Origin of the sequence: Streptomyces sp. NPDC006529, assembly GCF_040611795.1 — a bacterium.
Lineage (GTDB): Bacteria > Actinomycetota > Actinomycetes > Streptomycetales > Streptomycetaceae > Streptomyces.
Genome location: NZ_JBEXPB010000117.1, coordinates 1 through 2,378, shown reverse-complemented (window position 1 = coordinate 2,378; position 2,378 = coordinate 1). Strand labels below are relative to the sequence as shown.

Below are 2,378 nucleotides of genomic sequence, written 5' to 3'. Positions count from 1 at the left end.
ACGGGTGCGTTGGGTGGCCGGGTTGCTCGTTGGCTGGCTGGTGCGGGTGTTGAGCGTCTGGTGCTGACCAGTCGCCGTGGTCCGGATGCTCCTGGGGTGGCTGAGCTGGTGGCCGACCTGGGTGTCGATGTGTCCGTGGTCGCTTGTGATGTTTCTGATCGGGAGGCGTTGCGGGAGCTGCTGGCTGCCGAGGCCGACACGCTGACGGCTGTGGTGCACACGGCTGGTGTGCTGGATGACGGTGTGCTGGATGCGCTGACGCCGGAACGGTTCGAGAGCGTGCTGCGGGCCAAGGCCACCTCCGCGCTCAACCTCCACGAGCTGACGATTGAGCTGGGGATCGAGCTCGACGCCTTCGTCCTCTTCTCCTCCATGAGCGGCATGACCGGCTCGGCTGGTCAGGCCAACTACGCGGCTGCAAATGCTTATCTGGACGCGCTCGCCGAGCAGCGCCGGGCGGCCGGGCTGGCTGCCACCTCGCTGGCTTGGGGTCCGTGGGCCGAGGGCGGTATGGCCGCCGACGAGGCTCTCGACGCCCGGATGCGGCGTGAGGGTCTTCCGCCGATGGCGCCGGAGACGGCGATGGCTGTTCTGCGGCAGAGCGTGGGTGCGGTAGGTGACCCGGCTGCTTTGCTGGTGGCCGATGTGGCGTGGGAGCGTTTCGCGCCCGCCTTCTCCGTGGTCCGTCCCAGCAGCCTCTTCGCCGACCTGCCGGAGGTCCTGGCCGCGACAGCCACTGCCGACCGCCCCGGCGACGAAACCGGCGCTCCCGTAGGCCGACTGGCCGGACTTGGTGCTGCGGAGCTGGAGCGTGAGCTGCTGGCCTTGGTTCGTACGCATGTGGCTGCGGTGCTTGGTCATGAGGGTGCGGAGACGGTGGGTGCGGAGCGGGCGTTCAAGGAGTTGGGGTTCGATTCCCTGACGGCTGTGGAGTTGCGCAACCGGCTGGGGGCGGCGACGGGTGTGAGCCTGCCGGCGACGCTGATCTTCGATTACCCGACGGCTTCCGCCCTCATGTCGTTCCTGCGGGATGAGCTGCTGGGGGCCGAGGTCGAGGTCGTCAGTGGTCCGGTGGTGACGGTGGTGGACGATGATCCGATCGCGATCGTGGCGATGAGCTGCCGTTTCCCCGGCGGGGTGCGTACTCCCGAGGATCTGTGGAAGTTGCTGGCGGCCGGTGGTGACGCGATCGGTGAGTTCCCGGTCGACCGTGGTTGGGACCTGGAGCGGCTCTACAGCCCGGACCCTGACCAGCAGGGCACCTTCTATGCCCGTGAGGGCGGCTTCCTCTACGATGTCGCGGACTTCGACGCGGACTTCTTCGGGATCTCCCCGCGCGAGGCCCTGGCGATGGACCCGCAGCAGCGCCTGCTGCTGGAGACCACGTGGGAAGCCTTCGAGCGGGCCGGTATCGACCCGGCAATGCTGCGCGGCAGCCAGGCCGGTGTGTTCGTCGGAACCAACGGCCAGGACTACGGGGCCACGCTCCAGTCCGTCCCGGACGGCCTTGAGGGGTACCTGGGCACCGGCAACGCAGCGAGTGTGGTCTCGGGTCGGCTCTCGTACGCTTTCGGACTCGAAGGCCCGGCCGTGACCATCGACACCGCCTGCTCGGCCTCCCTCGTCGCCCTGCACTGGGCGGTCCAGGCCCTGCGCAGCGGCGAGTGCTCGCTCGCCCTCGCGGGCGGGGTCACCGTGATGTCGTCGCCCGGCGCCTACATCGACTTCAGCCGTCAGCGTGGGTTGGCCGAGGACGGTCGGATCAAGGCCTTCGCCGCCTCGGCCGATGGCACGGGCTGGGGTGAGGGCGTCGGCATGCTCCTCGTCGAGCGGCTCTCGGACGCCCGCCGCAACGGCCACCCGGTCCTTGCGGTGGTCCGCGGATCCGCGATCAACCAGGACGGTGCCAGCAACGGGCTCACCGCCCCGAACGGCCCTTCGCAGCAGCGCGTCATCCGTGCCGCCCTCGCGACCTCTGGGCTCTCGGCTTCCGAGGTCGACGCGGTCGAAGCCCACGGCACCGGTACGCGGCTCGGTGACCCGATCGAGGCGCAGGCGCTGCTGGCCACGTACGGCCAGGACCGCGAGGACGGCCGGCCGCTGCTGCTCGGTTCGGTGAAGTCGAACATCGGTCACACGCAGGCCGCCGCTGGCGTCGCGGGCGTGATCAAGATGGTGCTGGCGATGCAGCACGGGGTGCTTCCGCAGACCCTGCACGTGGACGAGCCGACCCCGCACGTGGACTGGTCGGCCGGTGAGGTCGAGCTGCTGACGGAGCTGCGCGAGTGGCCCGAGACGGGGCGTCCGCGCCGCGCGGGCATCTCCTCCTTCGGCTTCAGCGGCACCAACGCGCACACCATCCTGGAGCAGGCCCCGGA

Annotated in this window: 1 protein-coding gene; it reads left to right on the top strand. The window is 69.8% G+C overall.

Annotation, left to right across the window (positions count from 1 at the left end; translation table 11 throughout):
* On the top strand, nt 1-2,378 hold a 2,378-nt coding region (locus ABZY31_RS31165), incomplete at both ends, for a type I polyketide synthase (protein WP_356417040.1).